The sequence below is a fragment of the Alteromonas profundi genome (assembly GCF_010500865.1).
GTDB lineage: Bacteria > Pseudomonadota > Gammaproteobacteria > Enterobacterales > Alteromonadaceae > Alteromonas > Alteromonas profundi.
On the sequence record NZ_JAAAWN010000005.1, the window covers coordinates 162572 to 184694 of the forward strand.

Below are 22123 nucleotides of genomic sequence, written 5' to 3' on the forward strand. Positions count from 1 at the left end.
TAATATTCTCTCATCTAAATACACCGGCCACACCAGCGTACTGCGTGCTCGCGCCCCAGCCTACACAACTATCACTATTAACGGGTTTGGGCGATTGCCAGCTTTTTCGATTATATGCGCTTTATAGTGCTTACAGAAAATACAGCAAAACGAAGGGTCGCTACCATACATTTTTTGGAGGCAGTGTTCTTATTGCGTTGCTTCATAGTTTATCTTGATGAATACCCATTCAAAATATCAATTAAACTTATGATATGACTTTTCTTACCATGCTTAACATATTGATAACATCAGAGCGCAGTATGACGGACATTTATCTGGTACGACACGGCCAAGCGTCATTTGGCAAAGCGAATTATGACAAGCTTAGTGAACTTGGGAGGCAGCAGGCAGTTTGGCTTGGCGATTACTTTCGTGAAAGAGATATAGTGTTTGATGCGCTTTACACCGGGGATATGGTTCGCCATAAAGAAACCGCAGAAGGTGTGGCACAGGGCTTAAATTACCTCCCTGAGGCGGTTACATCAAGCAACTTAAACGAATTTAACTTTCAAGCGGTGGCAAAAGCTTATCTAGCGATTAACCCCGATGAAGCGGTGGCGGAAGGTGCTCCGCCTGCAGATTTTTATCGACTATTAAAGAATGCCATGCTGGCGTGGGCAAGTGATACGTTACCCCATCAACAGCTTGACGAAACATGGCAGGGGTTTGAGCAAAGGGTAGGGGATATGCTACGCACCCTGCAGCAGAGTAAGGCCCAACGCATTTTGGTCGTTAGCTCAGGCGGCGCCATCGCAATGATGTTAAAACATATTCTGGGCTTTAATGCGCCTATGGTTATCAACATGAACTTGCAAATACGTAATGCAAGTTTTTCACAGTGTTTTGCGAATACGGCAAAAATACACCTAAATAACTTCAACAGCGTTCCTCACCTGGATGTAATTGACAGGTTGCACGCCATTACCTATAGCTAATACAGCTAACACGGGGCCATTATGAACTTTGAATACAATGAGAAAACCCAGACTTTACTGGCTAAGCTAAAAAACTTTATGCAGGAAGAAGTGTATCCCATAGAGAAAAATTATATTCATGCGGTGGAAAATGCAGAAAATCGCTGGCAAACACCCGCACTCATGAACACACTCAAACAACGGGCGCGGGATGCCGGTCTTTGGAATTTGTTTTTACCAGAAGAATATCAACCTTACGGTGCAGGGCTTTCAAACGCTGAGTACGCTCCATTGTGCGAGGAAATGGGGCGCGTGCTGTTTAGTGCAGAGATTTTTAACTGTAGCGCACCTGATACTGGCAATATGGAAGTGTTAGCTAAATACGGCAACGAAGAACAAAAAGCCACGTGGCTATTACCCTTATTAAACGGAGAGATTCGTTCAGCCTTTGCAATGACCGAGCCGGCAGTCGCATCAAGTGATGCCACCAATATCGAAACCTCTATTACCCGTGAGGGCAATGAATACGTTATCAATGGCACAAAGTGGTACACCAGCGGCGCGATGAATGAGAATTGTAAAATCATGGTGGTGATGGGTAAAACCGACTTTGACGCGCCGCGCCATCAGCAGCAGTCGCAAATATTGGTTCCTATGGATACTAAGGGTGTAACTGTCGTCCGTCCTATGTCTGCGATGGGGTATTTCGATGAGCCTATAGGTCATGCTGAGGTACGATTCGATAACGTGCGAGTGCCTGCTAGTAACTTGTTATTAGGTGAGGGGCGCGGGTTTGAAATCGCGCAGGGACGCCTAGGCCCTGGTCGTATCCATCACTGTATGCGACTTATTGGCTGTGCCCAAAGAGCCCTTGATATGGCATGCGAACGGGTAGAACAGCGGGTGGCGTTTGGTAAGCCGCTAAGTAAGCAACAGTCAGTAAGAGAAAGCATCGCAAAAATGCATTGTGAGATAGAGCAAGCGCGCCTTCTCACCCTCAAAGCGGCAGATAAAATGGACAGATACGGTAATAAGGTATCTAGGGATATCATCGCTGCTATTAAAATTGTCGCGCCAACTATGGCGTGCAATGTTATCGATGAAGCCATACAAATGCACGGTGCAGCAGGTACAAGTCAAGATTTCGTGTTATCGGCAATGTATGCGTATGCCCGCACCATTCGATTGGCTGATGGCCCCGATCAAGTACATATGATGCAGTTAGGTCGTAATCTAATTGCTGAAGCGAATGGATAAGGAGCTCATGTGACCACTCATACTCTCGATTTAACCGCCTTAAATGCATATTTGGCTTCTGCGTGCCCCCAGATAGGAGAGGTGTTAGAGGCAGAGAAATTTAGCGGCGGCCAATCTAACCCTACGTTTAAACTTTCAACGAGTTCTGGTGTGTATGTATTGCGCCGCCAACCGCCCGGTAAGCTGTTGAAGTCTGCCCATGCTGTAGACAGAGAGTACCGGGTGATTGAGGCGCTACAAGATACTGATGTACCGGTCCCAAATGTGTATCACCTATGCAAAGACAGCGATATTATTGGAAGCATGTTTTACATAATGTCGTTTGAACAGGGTGACATATTTTGGAATAGCGCGTTGCCTGAAGTTAGTCGTCCCGCCGTACGTGGTGCAATGTACGATGAAATGAACCGGGTATTGGCCGCGCTACATAGCGTCGATATCGATAAGGCGGGTTTGACGGATTACGGCAAGCCAGGCAATTATTTTTCCCGTCAACTAAGTCGATGGACCCAGCAATATCGCGCCTCAGAGTTAGAACATATCGAAGAAATTGAGCAACTTATTGGTTATTTAGAGCAAAACTTGCCCGAAGATGATGGCCAAGTATCTTTAGTTCATGGCGATTTTCGTCTCGATAATATGATGTTTGATATGAGTAATGAAGCGCGTCCTAGTGTTGTTGCGGTGCTCGATTGGGAGCTCTCTACCTTGGGTCATCCTTATGCCGACCTGGCCTATCAATGTATGCAATTACGGCTCCCCGCTGACATTGCCCACGCGGCGGGCCTAGGTGGATTAAATAGAGAAGAATTAGGTATTCCAAGTGAAAAGGCGTACATAGAGGCGTACTGTAAGCGTCGAAATATCAGCGAAATTAAGCACTGGACATTCTATTTGTCTTTTAGCTTTTTCCGCCTTGCTGCAATAGTGCAGGGGGTGGTGAAACGCGCGCACGAAGGCAATGCGTCAAGCGCAAAGGCAATGCAACTTGGTGCTATGGTTCGTCCATTGGCGCAAATTGCGAATAAAACCATTTATCAACAAGGTTAAGGCGCGTGGGCGCCTAGTTTAGGTCATTAAAAGGAGAGGCTATGAAAGCAATTGTATGTGAAGAATTTGGACCTATTGAGAATTTAGCCTGTAAAGACGTGGCCGATCCTACCCTAAAAGCAGGTCACGTTATTGTCAATGTCGAAGCAGCTGGGGTTAATTTTCCTGACGGCTTACTGGTACAAGGTTTATATCAACTAAAGCCTGATTTTCCGTTTATTCCTGGCAACGAAGTAGCCGGTACGGTAGCCGACGTTGGCGAAGGGATCTCACATCTTACTGTAGGCCAAAGGGTTATAGCGCTTTCTAATTTGGGGGGCTATGCCGAAAAGGTACTGGTTCCTGCTACGCATGTAATGCCGCTACCAGATCCTATCGATGTTAAAGAAGGCGCGGCGTTAGTTACCGCTCATGCTACCGCGCATCATGCTCTTAAGCAACGCGCGAAATTACAGGAAGGTGAAACGCTTGTGGTTACCGGTGCCGCTGGCGGAACCGGCCTCGCTGCGGTGCAAATTGGTAAAATTATGGGGGCCCGGGTGATTGCGGTGTGTTCCACCGATGAAAAACTCGCCCTTGCCAAAGAATACGGCGCTGACGTGCTCATCAATTATCAAGAGCAAGACCTTAAAACTGCGTTGAAACAGGCCACCGGCGGGAAAGGGGCCGATGTGGTGTATGAATGTGTGGGCGGGGAAACTTTCCACGCATGCAGTCGTAGCATGGCCTGGGAAGGACGTTTACTCGTAGTGGGTTTTGCAGGTGGTGAAATTCCTAAGTTCCCTGTGAATCTATCTCTGGTAAAAGGGTACTCGGTGGTAGGTGTTTTCTGGGGGTCATTTACCCAGCACGACCCGAAAGGTTTCGCCCAAAACATGCAAGAGCTGCTTACATGGTATGTACAAGGTAAAGTGAAAGTGGTGGTAGATGAAGCCCTACCGCTTAATGAGGCTACAAAAGCAATGGCCAAAGTAATGAACCGCGAAGTAAAAGGTAAAATGGTAATAACACCTTAATCGCGAACCCAGTACAACAAATAAAGCCTCGGTGCTGCTATAGCCATTGCCGAGGCTTTTTCACATATTCTTAGCGGTATTTAAATGTGCATGAAAGCCCCTGAAACCGATTCGGCGGGGTTACTCACGTAAAATGAAATAGGGCAGAGGAAAACAGGTTTTGCTATTAAACTAACTTGAACTTGTTAGTCTATAGGGCAGCGCTGAATGAATAAGGCGTGAACCCGATGTTTGCGGCAGCGCTTTTGAAGAAGATGAAATATGGCGTTTGAGTAAGGTAGAAGGCTGGTTGTTGGAACTGCGCACCTTTTTTATTGGATAAGTGTGCGATAATTTAGTCGCCGAACTGGACCTATTTAGTGCTGTTTGCTGGGCATCCGCCAGTACAGTACTTGTTGTCAACAAACCCCATGAAAGCGCACTAAGTATCACAATGTTATGTGTTTGGCGTTTCATTACTCTCTCGCTTGTTGCTAGAAAGACGGCAGAGGCGAGTTAGCTCGCCTCGTTCGTCGGTTTCGTGTTCGTTCAAGTCTATTAAAGCGAAATAGATGGGGGTGGGAAACATGCTAAATCATACTTTGGTATGAATAATAATACCGAAGTGGGTTTTTTAAGGCTGCGTAGTATTTTTTACCCTTTACCACGCCGTTACGCCGCCATCTACTGCGATAGTTTGGCCGTTCATGTAACTGTTTGCAGGAGATAACATCAATATCATGGTGTTCACAATTTCTTGTGGCTCTGCCAACCGTTTCATCGGGCTACCTGAGCCGAGCTGTTGTTGCGCTTCTGGTGTGTTGTACCCATCCACATTTAAGATATTTGTGGGGCTATAGAAGGGGCATATCGCATTAACGCGTATATTTCTGCGCCCGTATTCTACAGCAGCAGTGCGCGTGACGCCGGCTACTGCGTGCTTTGCAGCTGCATAGGCGCCGCCTTTTGGCGCGCCGCCAAGGCCGGCGAGAGAGCTGACATTGAGTACATGACCTTCTTTTTGATTCAACATTGCAGGCAGCTGGTATTTCATGCCAAACATTACCCCTTTTACATTTACCGCAAATTGCATATCTATTATTTCTTCAGTCATTTCGTGCATGGGCGCTGGTTGATGTGCAATGCCGGCGTTGTTAACGGCAATATCAAGCCGGCCGAAGCGACTAAGGGCAAGCTCGACCAAGGCTTTATTTACGCTTTCTAACGCAATGTTACCGGCCAACGATACAACCTCTGAGTGCGCTTCGCATTCAAGCTGGCATGCTGCTAAATTATCTTCGTTAATATCAGAAATGATAAGCTTAGCACCGCGTTGGCTTAGCCCTTGGGCGAGTAAGCGTCCAAACCCGCTACCCGCCCCCGTTATCAATACAACTTTGGTTGAGAAATCTAATAGTGCATCCATGATGTTACCCCTTAATAAGTGTGTTCGATTGAATAAAGTTGATAAGACTTTTGGCGATCTCAACGCCTTTATCTTCTTGTAAAAAATGTCCCGCGTTCTTCACGGTGGTGTGGTGCGCCTTCTGACAACCAGGAATAAGTTTATGCATTATCTTATCTCCCCCAGCAGTGATGGGATCGCTATCGCTAAAGGCTGTCATAAAGGGTTTGTCAAACTGCTGCAATGCTGTCCACGCATCTCTATTTGCCTGCGATTGGGGATCGTCAGATGTTACCGGTACAAGTAGCGGAAAACGCCGCGCTCCTGCTTTGTACTGTTCGCTAGGAAATGGGGCGTTATACCCATCGAGGGTGGCCTTAGAAAGCGCAGTGCAAGTCGCGTTCTTAACAACACTGGCGGCGCAAAAATCAGGCGCTTGCTGCGAAAAGCGCCGCCATTTTATAAAGGCGTCGGTTGGCGCATGATCGCCAGTGGGTAAACCAGTATTTGCCGCCACTACACCACTAAACATATCGGGCATGTCTGCCACTAGGCGCAAGCCTAGTAAGCCTCCCCAATCTTGGCAATACATGGTGGCGGGCTGTGTAACGGTTTGGTTAAACCATTCTTTTAGCCAAATAAGATGTCGTGCGTAGGTGTAATCTTGTTGGCGCAGAGGCTTATCTGATCGTCCAAACCCAATAAGATCAGGAACCAAAACATTAAACCCTGCCTCTGCTAACACTGGCATCATTTTTCGGTATAGGTATGCCCACGTTGGCTCACCGTGCAATAAAACCACAGTATGGCCATGGGGTGAGCCTGTCTGATAGTAAGCCATCGATAACTCGGAACTTATGGTATCAGTAACCTGAACATAGTGGGGCGTATAAGGAAAATCGTGAAGTGACGAAAATGCACTTTCTGGAGTTTTTATGACCTGCATGCATGCACCCCTTAAATGTAAATAATATGTAATTCTACGCATCTGTGTATTAACAAAAACACTCGTTTTAGTTCCTGTCAAATTACACGTACCCCCGTTACAACGGGCTTTAGCGTGGTATACGGCTATATTTAAGGGTTTACTCTAAGTATTCAATATTTTGATGAATGTCTATAACACCAATAAACTTGGATGATTAACAACACTGCAATAACATCCAGTTAACGTGAATAACAGGATACCGTTATGACAGATATGGAAAATAAAGCAGTGGCGTATAACGTAGAGCAGGGTGTGGCAACACTAACCATGCAAAGTGCGCCAGTAAATGCATTATCTCGAGCAGTAAGAGTGGGACTCATTGAAGGCATTGAGGCCGCACTCGCCGATGACAGTGTTAATGCCATTGTTGTTACCTCTTCATTGCCTATATTTTCGGGCGGCGCAGATATTAGCGAATTTTCAGGCGGCGACTTATCTCCTATGCTACCTGAAGTGCTCGATAAAATTGAAAATGCCACCAAGCCAGTTGTCGCGGTTTTACCCGGACCAGCATTTGGCGGTGGTTTAGAAGTGGCACTTGCCTGTCATCACAGAATTACTTTTGCCGGTAATAAAGTGGGTTTACCAGAGGTTAATCTCGGTATCCTACCTGGTGCGGGCGGCACGCAGCGCTTACCTCGTTTAGCGGATGTGCAAACTGCGCTTAGCATGATAGTGACAGGTAGACCAACCTCGGTAGTCAAACTTCCAGGCGTATTCGATAAAATTTCCGATAAGCCTGAACACCTTCTAGATGATACTAAACAGTACTTAGCCTCGTTAACCGAAAGCAACGCCATTAAGCGTACAAGTGAGATTACGCTTTCTATGAATGAGGAAGTGCAAGGGGTATTTGACGCTGTTACAGCGCAAACTAAGAAAGCGAGTAAAGGCTTTTTTGCCCCCCTTAAATGTATCGAAGCCGTAAAAGGTGCTTACACATTAGCCTTTGAAGATGGTTTAAAGCATGAGGGTAAGTTATTCATGGCGTGCATGAATACACCTCAAGCGAGAGCGCAACAGCATTTTTTCTTCGCCGAGCGTGCTGCAGGGCACGTATCTGATTTTGATAAATCCACTCCTGAACGTAGTATCGAAAAAGTCGCGATTATTGGCGCTGGCACCATGGGGGGCGGTATAGCGATGAATTTCGCTAATGCGGGTATCCCAGTTACTATGTTAGAGCTCAAGCCTGAAGCCTTAGAGAAAGGTCTTGCACTTATTCGTAAAAATTACGAAAACTCTGCTAAAAAGGGCAAGCTTACCCAGGATCAGGTAGAAAGCCGCATGGCGCTTCTCTCGGGCACAACCAGTTACGATGATTTATCCGAGGTAGATTTAGTTATCGAAGCTGTATTTGAAAAGATGGAAGTAAAGAAAACGGTGTTTTCTACACTCGATAAAGTGTGTAAGCCTGGTGCTATCTTAGCCTCTAATACCTCTACGCTCGACATTGACGAAATCGCTACGGCAACTTCTCGCCCTGAAGACGTCATTGGCCTTCATTTCTTCTCACCTGCAAACGTAATGAAACTGCTTGAAGTTGTTAAAGCAGACAAAACCTCGTCTGAGGTTATTAAAACATGCATGAAGATGGCCAAACGTATTAAGAAGGTGGCGGTACTGGTTGGGGTTTGTTTTGGCTTTGTGGGCAATCGCATGATTGAGCCCTATGGCCGTGAAGCAAATCGGTTGTTACTTGAAGGCGCTACCCCAGAGCAGGTAGATAGAGTACTTACCGAATTTGGCATGCCTATGGGGCCATTCACAATGGGCGATATGGCAGGGTTGGACATTGGTTATTATGTGCGTCAATCCCGTCAAGAATACATTTCCCACGATCCCGCTTATGGCGCAGTTGCCGACCGCTTGGTGGAAATGGGGCGCAACGGACTTAAAACCGGCCGTGGTGCATATAACTATGAACCCGGTAGCCGCGTACCTATCCCAGATCCTGAAGTGCTAGAGATCGCGAAACAAGAAGCAAATCGCCTTGGTGTTAAGCAACGCTCAGACATCAGCGATGAAGAAATATTAGTGCGAGTAATGTACACACTTATCAATGAAGGCGCGTGCATTCTAGAAGAAGGGATTGCAGCGAAATCGAGTGATATTGACGTTATCTATGTGTATGGCTATGGATTCCCTGTGTATCGCGGTGGCCCCATGCAATACGCCGATGAAGTAGGTTTAGGGACAATTTTAGACAAGCTTACTACCTATCGCGATCAACTTGGCGACTACGGAAAAATGTGGTTACAGCCAAGCGAGCTACTTATCAAACTGGCGCAAGAGAATGCCAGTTTTAAAAATTATTCAAAATAAGGAATACGCTATGCGTGATGCAGTAATAGTTAGTACCGCACGAACTCCTATCGGGCGCGCCTACAAAGGGGCGCTGAACAATTTGCCTGCGCCATCCTTAGGTGGCCATGCTATTAAACACGCCGTTCAAAGAGCGGGCGTTGAAGGGGCCAATGTTGACGATGTTATTATGGGTTGTGCGTTAACCCAAGGTAGTGGCAGCATGAATATTGGGCGTCTTGCTGGCCTTGCTGGCGGTTTACCCACCTCGGTTGCAGGTATGACCCTTGACCGTCAGTGCAGTTCTGGAATGTATGCTATTGCCACTGCGGCCAATAGCATACGCACCGGTGACACCAATATTATGGTGGCAGGTGGTCTAGATTCCATTTCCTTGGTTCAAAATAAACACATGAATATGTTTCGTGCGGTAGACCCTCAATTGGTTGCCAAACATAAAGATATTTATATGCCCATGTTACAAACTGCCGAAGTGGTTGCGCAGCGATATGGTATTAGCCGCGATGTACAAGACGAGTACGGTTTCCAAAGCCAAATGCGCACTGCAGCAGCGCAACAGGCGGGTAAATTTGATGATGAAATCGTGCCAATTACTGCAGTAAAAGCGAACTTTGACAAAGAAACTGGCGAAACAACTGAACAAGAAGTCACCCTTTCTAAGGATGAGGGTAACCGTCCACAAACAACGCTGGAAGGCCTCATTAGTTTAAATCCGGTTATTGAAGGCGGGTGTATTACTGCGGGTAATGCAAGCCAGTTATCGGACGGTGCAAGCGCTACAGTGATCATGGATGAGCATTCGGCTGCAAAAGGCAGTGCGCAGCCTTTGGGTATTTATCGTGGTATCGCGGTTGCCGGATGTGAACCAGATGAAATGGGGATCGGCCCGGTGTTCGCTATACCTAAGCTATTAAAGCAGCATGGATTAACCATGGACGATATCGGTCTATGGGAGCTCAACGAAGCCTTTGCCGTACAAGTATTGTACTGTCGAGATAAGTTAGGCATTCCTGATGAATTATTAAACGTAAACGGTGGGGCAATATCTATTGGCCACCCCTACGGCATGAGCGGTGCTCGTATGGTGGGTCACGCTCTCATCGAAGGAAAACGACGCGGTGCTAAATATGTAGTTTGCACCATGTGTATCGGTGGCGGTATGGGCGCTGCTGGTTTATTTGAAGTTATATAGGTACTGGGTATGGAAGGTTATAAAGCTCCACAACGCGACGCGATGTTTGTAACTCACGAGTTACTGAACTTTCAACAACATTATCAGAAATTAGGCTTCGAAGAAGCCTCAGAAGATTTAGTTTCTGCTATTTTTGCAGAAGCGGCTAAATTCTCTGAAAACACCTTAGCTCCGATAAATGCGTCGGGTGACGAAGAAGGGTGTAAATGGGTTGACGGTGAAGTGACTACACCAAAAGGTTTTAAAGAGGCGTACCATACCTACGTAGAAGGCGGATGGCCAAGTATGTCACATCCTGAAGAGTTTGGAGGGCAGGCGCTGCCGTACTCCCTTTCTTCAATTATCGCTGAATGGTTTTCAGGGGCAAACCATTCTTGGGCCATGTACCCGGGTTTGAGCCAAGGTTGCATGGAAACAATAAAAGCCCACGGTACTGAAACCCAGCAAAATCAGTTTTTGCCGAAATTAATTAGCGGCGAATGGACGGGCACTATGTGCTTAACCGAGGCCCATTGTGGTTCTGATTTGGGCATGTTGAAATGTAAAGCGCAACCGCAAGAAGATGGAAGCTACAGCCTATCTGGGACGAAAATCTTTATTTCCGCTGGTGAGCACGATATGTCAGAAAATATCGTTCACATTGTTCTTGCGCGCTTGCCCGATGCACCCGAAGGAACAAAGGGAATTTCTTTGTTCGTAGTGCCGAAGTTTAATGTCTCTGACGATGGTGAAAAACAAGATAGAAACGCAGTGACTTGCGGCAGCATTGAACACAAAATGGGCATTAAAGCGAGTGCGACCTGTGTTATCAATTTCGATGGTGCAAAAGGCTATTTGATTGGCGAGGAAAACCGTGGCTTAAACTGCATGTTTACGTTTATGAATACCGCGCGTATCGGTACAGGGTTAGAAGGGTTGGCCGCGTCTGAGGCCTCTTTTCAAGGTGCACTTCGTTATGCTAAAGACCGCCTTCAATTTCGTTCACTGACGGGAAGAAAGAATGCGTCAGGTCCGGCAGACCCAATTATTGTTCATCCCGATGTTCGTCGCATGCTTTTAACCCAAAAAGCCTTTGCCGAAGGCAATCGCGCGTTAGCAGCCTATTGCATGCAAATGGTGGATGTCACACTTTACGGCAGCGAGGCGGGTGAAAAGCAGTTAGCGGAGTCAAAACTTGCGTTTCTTACGCCTATCGTGAAAGCGTTCTTAACAGAAACGGCGCAAGAATCTACCAGCTATGGTATGCAAGTGTATGGCGGTCATGGCTTCATTAAAGAATGGGGTATGGAGCAGTTAGCCCGTGATACCCGTATTTGTACTATGTATGAAGGCACCACAGGTATTCAGGCTATCGATTTACTTGGCCGTAAGGTAATGGGCTCAAACGGTGAGTTGCTTAACGTGTTCGTACAGGAAGTGCGTAGCTACTGTGAATCGTTACGCGATAACGCGCAGTTTAGTGCTTGGACAAATGCACTTAACTCCCATCTTGATGAGTGGCAACAAATTACCATGGATATCGCTAAAGCGGCAGCTTCAAATCCAGATGAAATTGGCGCAGCCTCGGTTGATTACCTAATGTACTCAGGTTACGTCACGGTGGCATATATGTGGCTGAAAATGGCAGTGAAAGCCCAGCAGCAGCTCGATGCAGGGAGTACTGAAACCGAGTTTTACAAAGGTAAAATACTTACCACAGGTTTTTACTTCGACCGTTTGCTTACACGAACGCGTTCACTAGTATCTGCCATGCAGTCGGGTTCAGATAACTTAATGGCAATGCCTGAAAGTATGTTTGCCGTTGAATAACCACGGGTTAATTTAATCAGTTTTACATAGCAAACAAAGCCGGGTCTGTACCCGGCTTTTCTATTTTGGAATCTTTTTATGACTCATACGCATTGCAGCCGACAAGAACTAACCTCTCATTTCACAAAAATAGATCAGCATTCTCTTCACTACCTAGAAAGGAAAGGCAGCATTGCAAATGCGCCGCGTGTCATTTTATTGCATGGATTTCCGGAAAATGCTCACGCGTGGGAGCCTCTTATCCAATTATTGCCAGCTGAGTACCATATTATTGCGCCAGATTTACCCGGCTACCATAAATCAGCCCCCCTCGATGACAATAAAGATTATGAAGTTCTTGCTTTAATACATCGGTTAGCTGCTTTTGTTAAGCGCATGAGCAATGATAAACCCGTTACCTTAATTGCGCATGATTGGGGGGGCGCCTTAGCCTGGCCGATGGCTGCGTTTTATCCGCAGCTGTTTAATCGGTTATTCATATTAAATGCAGCACACCCTAGCACATTTACCTTGGCGTTAAAGCATAGCAGGGCGCAACGTCAAAAGAGCCAGTATATTCATACATTGGCGCACCCCGGCGCCGAAGCGTTTTTACGGAATACGGATTTTAGCTTACTAAAAGATATGCTGGGTGAGGGGCTTTTCAGTCAACAGAGTGGGTATGCGAAGCGCCTTTTAGCGGATTGGAATGATAATGAAACTTTATCGGCCATGCTGAACTATTATCGGCAGATGCCACAAACTGTTCCGCCCGTTGATGCCAGCGAGGAGGCATTGTCCACACTTAAAATACCCACTATTCGTATAGCGCTACCTACCTGTGTGCTATGGGGTAGACAAGATAAGGCGTTTGATGAAAGCGTATTGGAAGGACTAGGCAACTACGTTGATGATGTCGCTGTGCATTATCATGATACAGCAACGCATTGGATCCATCGTGAACAACCTCTTTGGGTTGCCAACCACATCGTTAATGGGCTTAGCGGGCCATAGAAAAGAGTGTGGCTCCTTGCGGAGCCACCAGTACGGCAGATTGCCGTGACCATGTTGAAACAACCATCACATGGTATGTGAAAATCAGTGCTTAGATGCGACCGTTTAGCTCATTCGCAATAGGGTTTGATTGAAGACCCTGTTCGGCAATCCACGCTTGAAGTGTTTTACCGTCAGCTTCAGGCAATTGTAAGTCTTTACTTGGCATCTTCTTCACCAGTAGTGTACCAACTTCAACAGCATTGTTTACCAGCGCTGTACGAATAAGGCTGTTGCCATTGCATGAAATGCCTGAGTAGTAGTCGCGTAACTTTAAACGGTAATCCGATTGTACACTACGCATCTTCTTACGTAGTTCGCCTTTATCGTCGGCTTGTACAATCGTACAAATATTGGCTAGGGCTTCGTTAACGTCTGCATGGGCAACATTACTCATAGTAAGTGAGGTTGCTGCGATAAGTAGAGAAGTTTTAACAATTTTCAACATGGTTAAACTCGTTTTGTTTAATGATTAGGTTCGCCAGCTATTAAATTACATTGGTGTGAATGAAGAAACATGTAAGACAATAACTAGATATGAAAAACGATACGTATTTATGCGAAGTACATCAAAAAAACGGCTACAAGCCAGTGAATAGAATGGGAGGTGTAAAAAAATAAGGGTAGGGAATGTACTTTTGAGTGTAAATAACCCTACCCCTTGAGGTTATACGCTATATGGCTTATTCGATGTAACGTTGGCTAACCCTTTCACAATTCGAAATATGGACCAAATCCATACCCCTAATAGAAGAAAATAGCCAACCACTACAAAGGCCAAAATAAAGCCGATTATAGACAGGCCTAATCCCCACCAGAAGGTTTTAGTGATATTGGCATAATGATCTTCAAATAGTGTCCCTTGTGCCTCGCCTTTTTTAACCATTGCCCAAATGGCGCCTACAATCCAAAAGATACCGGTAAATATACCTACTACCATTAAGGCGTATGCGATAATCGCATTGGTTTTTGCCGCTTCGTCTTTTGGTGATAACACCTGCGTTGTTGCTGCTTGTTGAATTTCTGACATTTTTTTCTCCGTTATTGCCAGTTATAGTAAAGCTTGACGTCCGTTTTAGAGTCGCAAATACGTGAGCTAAACTTACATGTAACTCACGTGTTTATAACCCATAGAGGGGGAAATACGCCAAGTGGAAGCGATAAAAAAGCGGCGATAAACAGAGGGGCATAACAAGGGGGAGGTATGTCAAGTTCCATTTGATAAGCTCTAACAATCATTTTATATCAGTAGCTTAAGCGAAAACAAACCACGAGATCCACTGTTTATTTTAATTTTTGATTGATGTTTTATTGCACTGTTATGGTGCTGGAGAAGTAAGTACCAATTATCTAGGGCTATGTCTAACACAAAGGTAAGGGGAAGCGGCGTATATCGGTAAATAAAACATATTAGCGCACGTTGTGTTTACGTATAGTTAATCATAGTGGCTTAGGGTGAGCGCTATAAGAGGGTGTGGCTCCTTGCGGAGCCACCAGTACGGCAAGTTGCCGTTACCATGTTGAAAGGTTTATCACATGGTATGTGAAATAAGGGGCTAAATGCGTTCGTTTAACTCACTAGCGATAGGGTTTGATTGAAGACCTTGCTCTGCAATCCAAGCTTGTAAGGTTTTACCATCTGCTTCAGGAGTCTGTAGGTCTTTACTTGGCATCTTCTTTACAAGTAGTGTACCTACCTCAACGGCGTTATTTACCAGTGCGGTGCGAATTAAGCTATGGCCGTTGCACGAAACGCCAGAGTAGTAATCACGTAGTTTTAGGCGGTAATCAGCTTGGACACGACGCATTTTTTTGCGAAGTTCACCTTTATCGTCGGCTTGTACAATTGTACAAATATTGGCAAGTGCCTCGTTAACATCAGCATGTGCTGTGTGAGAGAAAGTAAAAGATGTTGCTGCGATAATGAGTGAAGTTTTAACTATTTTCAACATGGTTAATTTCCTTCAGTGTTTTTTGTTGTTCGGTTCGGTATTGATTAAAGAACATTTTTTTTTAGCAAAAAACATGTAGGTAAATAACGGCGTATAAAAAATAATACCTTAGCCAATGTGCCTGTATTATTTCCCGCATATCCCCTGTATAGGGCGTCTAAGGGCTTGATATACTTGCAATAACTGCGCGCAAGATAGCTCTACTATTACACTCAATAGGATTACTGTTGTAGAGATAACACGCAGGGGCGGGGGGCGCCCCTACAAGGTTATTCATCTAATAGGGCTGTTGCCGTGGTTTCGTTGGTAATAAGCGAATTAATAAGTTTTGAGCGTAGGGCGCCTAAAATCGCCTTTTTCTTATTGAGCCCAGAGGCAATACCAACAACGGGCTTTTCGCTGGCAAGGGTAAGTGTGCTACTGGTCACCCGTTTATTTATTTTGCAATCGACAATCGCGCCTTCGCGGTTGTAAATCCAACTAATAATTTCTCCTGCTGCGCCAACGTCTGATAAATACGCAAGTTCCTCATCGTCAATAAAACCGTCTACATAAAGCGGCGAAGTGCTGCCAAGGTTGCCAATGCCCACAAACGTGATGTCAGCATTTTTAGCTAAAGCGTGAATACGCGATACATGGCTTTGCTGATGTAAGGTGTTTTTTTCCTCTTCTGAGCCAGCAATTACCGGTAGGGGCATAGGATAGTGCTGCGCCTTGGCTCTATCGGCAATGTGCACGGCTACATCGTAGCGCGTGGCCTCGCCGTTGTGGGCTATATTTCCTACTAGCGATACAATCTTATGTTGCGGGCAGTTCATTAACGGCAATTCGTCGGCGCATGCGCGAAGCACACGGCCTGTGCCAAACGCGATGGTTTGCGCTTGTGTTTGTTTAAGGGTGCGTTCAATGACGGCGGCGCCTGCCTGACCTAGCCCGAGGGTAGAATTAGGATCTTCAGTTATGGCGGGTACAACATCACAAAATTGCAAACCAAAACGGGTCTTTAATGCCTCTCCTAATTCCATGCAGCGGGCAATGGGGTGTTCTAGCCGCACTTTTACTAAGCCTTCAGACATGGCAAGGGCAACTAAGCGCTGTGCGCTTTGGCGCGAGGTTTTAAGCAGTTTTGCAATTTCGTCTTGGGTTTTTCCACCCACGTAATATAGCCAGCCTGCACGTGCGGCTTCGTCTAAACGTTGGCTGTCATGTTGTTGTTTCTTACTCACAAACGTTATCTCTTTAAAGTGTTATTAAGTTGGGAAATTGTGCTGAAAAACTGCGCCAATGGCGAATTACAATGAGGTCGGTGTTGTTAGATACGTCTAAATGGCTTCCACCAATATAATGGGCTACCTGCATATTTGCGGCTTTCGCCGCTTCTATTCCGGCTTGAGAGTCTTCAATTACAAGGCAGTTTTGGGGCGCTACGCCCATAGTTTTCGCCGCTAATAAAAATAGATCTGGGGCGGGTTTGCCACGATTTACCATTGAACGTGTAAATTGTTTTTCAATAAAATAGTGGCTTAAACCTGTGCAGCTTAAGGCGTGTGTCGTTCTTTCTTTTGAGCTACTTGTGGCAAGGCAGTAGGGAACCGCTATTGACTCAAGGATGGCTTTGATGCCTGGTGTCGCGCAAAGGTCGCGCGTGAAGTTTTGTTCTAAGCGGCGATGATAATCCGCTATCATGTCAGGCGTTAAGACAAGGCCAAAGTCTTTGCTCACTTGCTGTTCAACATGTTGCATACTTTTGCCAAGAAAGTTTGCGACAAAATAGGCTTTTGAAAGGGTAATGCCAACTTCCTGCAGTACCGTTTGCCACAACTGCATCGACATACATTCACTGTCTAGCAAAACACCATCGCAATCGAAAATGACAAGTTTTATCTCTGACACCAACCCACTCCTACTCAATAAGGTGATTTAGTTCACTACTAATACGCTAGATTCTCGCTCATCGACTTTTGTCGAGAACCCTACTGCTCGCTATGTAGCAGCTAACCAACACAAAAACGAGGATACTTGTTATTACGCATGTCGATTTAACAAACTTTGTATCTTATTGTTATCAAATGAGCAATAGCTCTGAGATGGATAACGAGTGTGGCTTTATTCTATTACTGGTAGGCACATAGTTGCTCTACATTTACCTCATAATAACATTTCATCAGTTATAAACATAAAAATATCGGCAAATCAGCGTCTTATTCTTTAGTAGCAACAAGCACGGTTCTGTAAGCCTGTTAACCAACAGCGAGAGCGTCTACAAAAGAGAAATATTGGTTAACGAAAAAGTAACGAAAAGGTTGTTAAATCCGTTTACAACTCGTTGTGGTTATGCGAGTATCCTTCCTGAGCAAATAATTACTGTTGTGGCATATGCTCACTTTTGTTGGCGTAAATAGTCTTAGATGTTTATTTTATGCCAACAAAAATGACGCAGGTAAAACCCGCAACATAACCTTTAATAGTGCGCAGCACATTGGCTATGTATTTAGTGTTGATATGACAAGCAGCGCAATAATAGGAAGCGAAGCGAGAGAACAATGAGATCGACTTCAGGTAATGTAGATATAGCACAAATTAGTGATGAGCAACTGCCCGTTGCAAAACATAAACTCAAAGGGTGGAAACACTTTATGGGGCTGTATGCTGGAGAGCATGTAGCGGCCACCGAGTTTGTATTTGGTGCCACCTTTGTGGCCCTTGGCGCCACCATGACCGACATCTTGCTAGGGTTGCTTATTGGTAACATTTTAGCCGTGCTAAGTTGGACCCTTATCACCACCCCTATAGCTGTTGAAACCCGTCTTAGTTTGTATACCTACCTGCAAAAAATTGCGGGAGATTCTATGACGAAACTCTACAACTGGGCGAATGTGATCATATTCACTGTCATATCGGCCGCTATGATAACGGTGTCGGCAACGGCGGTACGCTTTGCGTTGGGTATTCCTGCACAGTTAAATTGGTACCCTACTAACCTAGCGTTTGTAGGTGTGGTTTGTGCCGTAGGCGTAATCGTTGTATTCGTCGCTATGTATGGCTTTAATGCAGTATCGGACTTTTCGCGTATTTGTGCGCCTTGGTTGTTCACCATGTTTATCAGTGGGCCTTTGGTACTTATGCCTGCTCTCGCTGATGCTGTCATTGGACAAACATTCCTTACTAGCTGGGCCGATTTTATGCACATTGGCAGCACGTCGGTGTGGACCGGTGTTACAGACAGTGGTGAACCTGGCATTGGGTTGGTGGAAGTCATAGGCTTTTCTTGGGCGGCCAACACCATTACTCACTTTGGTCTAATCGATATGGCCATGCTTAGGTTTGCCAAGCGTAAGCGTTACGGTTTATGTACCTCTGCGGGTATGTTGTTCGGTCACTACATCGCGTGGATCTCTGCAGGTATTATGGGTGCAGGCACTGCGGTTATCGTTCAAAAGTCTATCACTGAGCTTGACCCAGGTGACGTTGCGTTTCATGCGTTAGGCTTGTCAGGCCTAGTGATTGTAATTGTGGCTGGGTGGACAACAGCTAATGCGAATTTGTACCGCGCTGGACTAGCTGCGCAAGCAATTTTTAAAGACAGATCGCGCACCAAAACCACCGCAGTTGTAGGCATGATAACAGTGGCTATTGCCTGCTTCCCATTTGTATTTTCTAAGTTGTTACCTTTATTAACCTATGCTGGATTGTTAGTGGTACCCGTTGGCGCTATTGTTTTCGCTGAACACGTTATCTTTCCGCGCATCGGTTATACACGTTATTGGGCGCACTTCCAAAGCCTTACCCATAGTACACCAGCCGTAGCTAGCTGGGGCTTAGGACTTGTATTCGGCTTTGGCTTGAATTTCTTAGATGTTATTTCATTCTATTATCTATTCATCCCTACATGGTTCTTTACTATTTTCGTATACACAGCATTGGCGGCTAAATACGGGGCGAAGCGGGAATACCCTGAAGAGCAGGCTGAGATGGCGTCTTTTTATTCGAAAGTGGAAGTTCAGCAGCAAGCGCAAGCTGATGCCTTGCCTGACGCCATAGAGGATACGTCTTTTGTCTCAAAAATCTTAAAGGTATTGTCGGTAGTGAGCCTGTTTGTCACTGTTGCCCTCGCAATCAATACCTTTTCATTCAGTGGCAATGTCACTGGCTACGAGAATAATCGTGAAATTTTCTTCAACGTTGGCTTCGCCTGTACGGTTATTTACTTCTTCACTGCTTACTGGGCTATGCGTCGCCAGAAGGCATTTGCAAAATAAGGGCTTGTTATGCAATCACAATCGAGCTTTAGCTTAAATAAATCTAACCTTGCTATGTTGCCAGACAACATAGCAACGCCAAACTTTGACCGCAGCGATGTCACTACCGGTATTGTTCATATTGGGGTAGGTGGTTTCCATCGATCTCATGAAGCTATGTATGTTAATGGCTATATGAATACAACGGGCGACCTAAATTGGGGGATTTGCGGTGTTGGCTTGCGCCCGGCAGATAAAAAGATGCAAGAGGTGTTGGAAAGCCAAGATTACTTGTACTCTTTGCTAGAAAAGCACCCAAGTGGCGAGCGTAACATTTCTGTCATTGGCGCCATTACTGAATTCATGATGGCCACCGAAAACCCTAAAGCGGTCATCGACAAAATAGCGTCACCGGAGGTCAAAATTGTATCTTTGACCATAACTGAGGGGGGGTATAACTTCGATCCCGCCACGGGCGAATTTATCGCTGATAACCCTGATGTTATTCATGATGTTGCTAACCCAACAGCCCCTCGACTGGTGTTTGGGTATTTATTGACTGCGCTTCAGGCGCGTAAAGCAGCGGGAATTGCGCCATTTACTATCATGTCGTGCGATAATATTCAGCACAACGGCGATGTACTAAAAGCAATGTTGCTGGCGTATGTGAATTTGGTGGATAAGGCGTTTGCCCAATGGGTAGAAACTAATGTCGCCTTTCCTAACTCCATGGTGGATAGAATTACTCCAGCCACCACTGACGAAGACATGGACGAACTGGCCTCTTTAGGCATTAAGGATAGCTGGCCTGTAGTGTGTGAACCTTTTCATCAGTGGGTAATTGAAAATGACTTCTGCAATGATCGTCCTTCGTTTGAATCGGTAGGCGCTCAGTTTGTGAAGCATGTTGCTCCTTATGAAAAGCTCAAGCTGCGTATGCTTAATGCTAGCCATTCAGTATTAGGTTTAGTTGGCTCTATAGCAGGTTTAGAAACTATCCACGGCAGTATGGAGAATGCTGCACTTCGGGACATGTTAGGTAAGTTCATGTGCACAGAAGTGATGCCAAATCTTGACGCAGTGGGCGATCTAGATGTTAATGAATACGGCGAGATCCTACTGACCCGTTTCGCTAATCCAAATATCAAAGATGCCTTGTCACGTATTTGCCTTGAAAGTTCAGCAAAAATCCCTGTATTTTTACTTCCCACCGTGAAAGACAACCTTGCTAATGGCGGTAAACTTGATATTAGCGCCCTCGTTATTGCGTGTTGGGCATACTATAGCGAATTCCATACTTCGCAAGAAGGCAAGGCTCTATTAGTACAAGATGAATTGGCAGACGAGCTACAATCTGCCGCAAAAGGGTATGAAGAGAACCCACTTTCTTTCTTAACGGTAAGCAGTATTTTCGGCGAATTAATCGAGTATCAAGACTTTACTGCGCTTTACACAAACTACTTATCTCAGCTTCGCGCAGGTGAGCCTGTGCTTAAAATAGTGGCAGCACTAGCACCAAACGCTTCTGTGCCCAAAGCGAGTTAAGAAAAGCGAGTTAAGAAAAGCGAGTTAAGAAAAAGCCAGCGAATAAAGGCTAAAATAAGTAACCACAAAAAGGCGACGGCTTCCGGTGAAGTGACCCCCAATAGTTGGACTATCCAATGACCGGGGGCACTTCAGCCATCCGGGTCGCCTTTTTATCTTCAACAAGGGCACGCTTTGCTGCTAACCCCAAGCTTTTCAAGCTTTTATGTACACTTATATACTTAGCGCGGGTAAAAATTAGCTTATCAAGCTTACCTTTGCACGGCTTATTGCTAGGCGTGGCCTAGCAATAAGCGTTAAAGCTTCTCTGCTTAGCCGTGACTTTTAAAGTTGCTGGCTACTTCCATGATTTGTTCCCGCATCCACATATGCGCATAGTCGTGGTCGGCGCTAACATGCCAATATAAATAGTATTCTACAGCAGGCAAATCAAAGGGCATTTCATAAATCGCAAGGTCGTAATGCTTAGCTAAGTGGAAAGGAAGGCAGGCAATTAAATCGGTTTTTACAATAGTGCTTGGCACTGTTAAAAAGTGCTGTCCTCGCATTACTACCTTTCGTCTTTTGCCCATTTTATCAAGCGCAATATCAATCGGACCCACCCCAGATTTTCGGTGTGACACGTTAATATGCCCAAGGCGTAAAAACGAATCGAGATCCAAACCGTTTTTAAGGGCAGGGTGATTCTTGCGTGCCAAAACCACGAATCGGTCTTGTGCTATTTTTTCTTTGCATAGGTGCGGATCGGTGAAAGTAGAGGCATCGGCAAAAAAATCTAACGTTCCGCTTGCCATGGCCGACACCACTTGGCTTCGAGGGATTTCATAATTTGTTATACCTATATTAGGCGCGAGATTTTGTAAACGCGCAACCAATCGGGGCATGATACTCGCTTCCAACAGATCGCGACTGGCGAAGTTAAATGATTTCTCCGCCGTAAGGGGGTCAAAGGTATGGCTTTCCTGAACACTTTTACGTAATAACGCAAGTGCTTGGCGCGCTGGGACGATAATATTCTGCGCAACCGGCGTAGGGGTCATACTGTGCCCTGTACGCACGAAAAGAGGATCGTTGAGCATTTCCCTCAGCCTCGCGAGAGAGTTGCTCACCGCTGGTTGAGTGATGCACAACACATCAGCAGCTTTCGTCAGACTACCTGCCGTGTAAATAGCATCAAAAACCGCAAACAGATTTAAGTCAATTCTATTTAAATTCATTGCATATCCCTTAGGTAATAAATGCCGGTATCATTGTTGCCCGTACCATTTTTACCGCTATGGTTTGACCGAAATTTACGTTATTGTAACAAGAATACTTATAAATACCTATTATTAGAAGTTAATTGTATTATTCAACTGGTTGATAGTAGGATTTATGTA

18 protein-coding genes are annotated in these 22123 nt (G+C 45.5%); 10 read left to right on the forward strand and 8 right to left on the reverse strand.

Annotation, left to right across the window (positions count from 1 at the left end):
* Positions 1 to 302: 302 nt before the first annotated feature.
* Genes GTH32_RS05625 through GTH32_RS05640 form a run of 4 tightly spaced genes read left to right on the forward strand, consistent with a single transcriptional unit; the run spans position 303 to position 4279 of the window.
* Complete coding sequence (locus GTH32_RS05625) at positions 303 to 977, forward strand: histidine phosphatase family protein (protein WP_163084261.1); 675 nt, start codon at positions 303 to 305, stop codon at positions 975 to 977.
* Between the two features lie 21 nt (positions 978 to 998).
* Positions 999 to 2213: an acyl-CoA dehydrogenase family protein gene (locus GTH32_RS05630; protein WP_163084262.1), complete on the forward strand. Its 1215-nt coding sequence runs from the start codon at positions 999 to 1001 to the stop codon at positions 2211 to 2213.
* 9 nt (positions 2214 to 2222) lie between these two features.
* Complete coding sequence (locus GTH32_RS05635; RefSeq protein WP_163084263.1) at positions 2223 to 3263, forward strand: phosphotransferase; 1041 nt, start codon at positions 2223 to 2225, stop codon at positions 3261 to 3263.
* Between the two features lie 41 nt (positions 3264 to 3304).
* Positions 3305 to 4279 (forward strand): NADPH:quinone oxidoreductase family protein, encoded by a 975-nt coding sequence (locus tag GTH32_RS05640; RefSeq protein WP_163084264.1) that lies wholly within the window; start codon positions 3305 to 3307, stop codon positions 4277 to 4279.
* Between the two features lie 640 nt (positions 4280 to 4919).
* Here GTH32_RS05640 and GTH32_RS05645 read toward each other — a convergent pair.
* A complete protein-coding gene (locus GTH32_RS05645; RefSeq protein WP_163084265.1) occupies positions 4920 to 5684 on the reverse strand; it encodes an SDR family NAD(P)-dependent oxidoreductase in 765 nt (254 codons plus the stop codon).
* A gap of 4 nt (positions 5685 to 5688) precedes the next feature.
* A complete protein-coding gene (locus tag GTH32_RS05650) occupies positions 5689 to 6609 on the reverse strand; it encodes a haloalkane dehalogenase (protein ID WP_163084266.1) in 921 nt (306 codons plus the stop codon).
* Between the two features lie 246 nt (positions 6610 to 6855).
* Between GTH32_RS05650 and GTH32_RS05655 the strand changes: the two genes are divergently transcribed.
* From GTH32_RS05655 to GTH32_RS05670, 4 genes are all read left to right on the forward strand, one after another.
* On the forward strand, positions 6856 to 8976 hold the full coding sequence (locus GTH32_RS05655; RefSeq protein ID WP_163084267.1) for a 3-hydroxyacyl-CoA dehydrogenase NAD-binding domain-containing protein: 2121 nt from the start codon (positions 6856 to 6858) through the stop codon (positions 8974 to 8976).
* 10 nt (positions 8977 to 8986) lie between these two features.
* The gene (locus GTH32_RS05660) at positions 8987 to 10168 is read left to right on the forward strand and encodes an acetyl-CoA C-acyltransferase (RefSeq protein ID WP_163084268.1); all 1182 of its coding nucleotides are present in this window, start codon (positions 8987 to 8989) and stop codon (positions 10166 to 10168) included.
* Between the two features lie 9 nt (positions 10169 to 10177).
* Positions 10178 to 11977: an acyl-CoA dehydrogenase C-terminal domain-containing protein gene (locus GTH32_RS05665; RefSeq protein WP_163084269.1), complete on the forward strand. Its 1800-nt coding sequence runs from the start codon at positions 10178 to 10180 to the stop codon at positions 11975 to 11977.
* Positions 11978 to 12055: 78 nt separating this feature from the next.
* The gene (locus tag GTH32_RS05670; protein WP_163084270.1) at positions 12056 to 12970 is read left to right on the forward strand and encodes an alpha/beta fold hydrolase; all 915 of its coding nucleotides are present in this window, start codon (positions 12056 to 12058) and stop codon (positions 12968 to 12970) included.
* Between the two features lie 91 nt (positions 12971 to 13061).
* Here the strand turns inward: GTH32_RS05670 and GTH32_RS05675 are convergent, their stop codons facing one another.
* The 5 genes from GTH32_RS05675 to GTH32_RS05695 form a co-directional block, all read right to left on the reverse strand.
* The gene (locus GTH32_RS05675) at positions 13062 to 13457 is read right to left on the reverse strand and encodes a DUF3718 domain-containing protein (RefSeq protein WP_163084271.1); all 396 of its coding nucleotides are present in this window, start codon (positions 13455 to 13457) and stop codon (positions 13062 to 13064) included.
* Between the two features lie 219 nt (positions 13458 to 13676).
* Positions 13677 to 14039 (reverse strand): DUF4870 family protein, encoded by a 363-nt coding sequence (locus GTH32_RS05680; protein ID WP_163084272.1) that lies wholly within the window; start codon positions 14037 to 14039, stop codon positions 13677 to 13679.
* A 526-nt stretch (positions 14040 to 14565) separates the two neighbouring features.
* A complete protein-coding gene (locus tag GTH32_RS05685) occupies positions 14566 to 14961 on the reverse strand; it encodes a DUF3718 domain-containing protein (protein ID WP_163084273.1) in 396 nt (131 codons plus the stop codon).
* A 269-nt stretch (positions 14962 to 15230) separates the two neighbouring features.
* Positions 15231 to 16187, reverse strand: a complete 957-nt coding sequence (locus tag GTH32_RS05690; protein ID WP_163084274.1) for a sugar-binding domain-containing protein — start codon at positions 16185 to 16187, stop codon at positions 15231 to 15233.
* 13 nt (positions 16188 to 16200) lie between these two features.
* Positions 16201 to 16854: an HAD family hydrolase gene (locus tag GTH32_RS05695; RefSeq protein ID WP_343033391.1), complete on the reverse strand. Its 654-nt coding sequence runs from the start codon at positions 16852 to 16854 to the stop codon at positions 16201 to 16203.
* Between the two features lie 650 nt (positions 16855 to 17504).
* Here GTH32_RS05695 and GTH32_RS05700 point away from each other — a divergent pair.
* Positions 17505 to 19220, forward strand: coding sequence for a purine-cytosine permease family protein (locus tag GTH32_RS05700; protein ID WP_163084276.1), 1716 nt, complete (start codon positions 17505 to 17507; stop codon positions 19218 to 19220).
* 9 nt (positions 19221 to 19229) lie between these two features.
* The gene (locus GTH32_RS05705; RefSeq protein WP_163084277.1) at positions 19230 to 20744 is read left to right on the forward strand and encodes a mannitol dehydrogenase family protein; all 1515 of its coding nucleotides are present in this window, start codon (positions 19230 to 19232) and stop codon (positions 20742 to 20744) included.
* Between the two features lie 311 nt (positions 20745 to 21055).
* Here GTH32_RS05705 and GTH32_RS05710 read toward each other — a convergent pair whose 3' ends face one another.
* On the reverse strand, positions 21056 to 21961 hold the full coding sequence (locus GTH32_RS05710) for a LysR family transcriptional regulator (protein ID WP_163084278.1): 906 nt from the start codon (positions 21959 to 21961) through the stop codon (positions 21056 to 21058).
* Between the last annotated feature and the right edge of the window lie 162 nt (positions 21962 to 22123).